General features: G+C 60.8%; 1 pseudogene. It reads left to right on the top strand.

The window, feature by feature from the left end:
- A pseudogene (locus tag RFN30_RS32210) lies at window positions 1-1,568 on the top strand (hypothetical protein); the annotation flags it as partial.

Below are 1,568 nucleotides of genomic sequence, written 5' to 3'. Positions count from 1 at the left end.
ACCTCTCGCTGCTGGTGAACGGCTTCAGCAAGTGGCCTGACCAGCCAGGGTGTGGCGACGGCACTTTCGCAGTCGCTGGTGAGGTTCTTCGCCGCGCTGAGACGGAGGGATTTTCCAAATTCAATCCGCAGAACCTGACCAATCTGGTCAATGGCTTCAGCAAATGGCCGAAACAAGCGGAGTGTCGGGACGCCACCAGCGCTATCGGCACCGAGGTGACGTACCTCGCAGGCCGAGCCAATCGGCTTTCCGATTTTGAACCGCAGGGCCTGGCGAACCTGGTGAACGGTTTCAGCAAATGGCCGAGCCAGGCGAAGTGTCGGAAAGCCACTAGCGCTATCGGCACCGAGGTGACGCGCCTTGCAGGCCGAGCCAAGCGGCTCTCCGATTTTAGCCCGCAGGGCCTGTCGAACCTGGTCAATGGCTTCGGCAAGTACCCGGAAGAACAGGATTTGCGCCAAGCTGTGGCGGATATCGCCGCCGAGATCGTTGGCCGCGCCGGCAAGCTCAATAGATTTCCACATCAAGAGTTGGCCAATCTGGTGAACGGGTTCGGCAAATGGCCCGAAGAATTCGACATGCGCCATGCTACCGTTGCCATCGCCGGTGAGATCGTTGCGCGTGCCAAAGAGCTCGGCGGATTCACTGATCAACATCTGGCGAACCTGGCGAACGGTTTCAGCAAGTGGCCCGAACAGACGCGCGAGGCGACGGTTTCCATTGCGGGCGAGGTCGTTACCCGAGCCGGCGAGCTCAACAGATTTGGGTATCAAGAGTTGGCCAACCTGGTGAACGGTTTCAGCAAGTGGCCTGACCAGCAGAAGACGAGCGAGGCGACCATTGCCATCGCCGGCGAGGTCGTTGCCCGAGCCGGAAAGCTCAAGGAATTTGCGAATCAAGAGTTGGCCAACCTGGTGAACGGTTTCAGCAAGTGGCCGGAACAGGCAAGCACGCGCGAGGCGATGATCGCCATCGCCTCTGAGGTCAGTCGCGCCGCCAACCGATTGCGCGGTTTTCCTGGTCAGGAGCTGGCCTATCTGATCAATGGCTTCAGCAAGTGGCCGCAAGAGCCAGGCATGCGCCAGGCGGCGGTCGCCGTCGCCGGGGAGATCGCCTCCCGTGCCGACAAAATCAAGGGATTTACCCATCAGCAGCTGGCCATCCTGGTGAACGGTTTCAGCAAGTGGCCGCAGGAGGAGCGAAATCGGCAGGCCACGGCCGCCATCGGCGGGGAGGTCCTTCGCCGCGCCGATCACCCAAATGTCGGGCTCTCCGACTTTGCTCCGCTGAGCCTGGCCAATTTGGTGAATGGCTTCAGCAAATGGCCGCAAGAGCCAGGCATGCGCCAGGCTGCAGTTGCCATGGCTGGGGAGATCGCTTCCCGCGTCGGCAAAATCGAAGGATTTAGTCATCAGCATCTGGCGGTCCTGGTGAACGGTTTCAGCAAGTGGCCGCAAGAGGAGCGCAATCGGCAGGCCACGGTCGCCATTGGCGAGGAGGTCCTTCGCCGCGCCGATCGCCAGGATGTCGGGCTCTCAGATTTTACTGCTCAAGGCTTGGCGATCCTG

Origin of the sequence: Mesorhizobium dulcispinae, from assembly GCF_033977345.1 — a bacterium.
GTDB lineage: Bacteria > Pseudomonadota > Alphaproteobacteria > Rhizobiales > Rhizobiaceae > Mesorhizobium > Mesorhizobium dulcispinae.
Note: the sequence above shows the minus strand (reverse complement) of the source record. Positions and strands in the feature narration are given on the sequence as shown.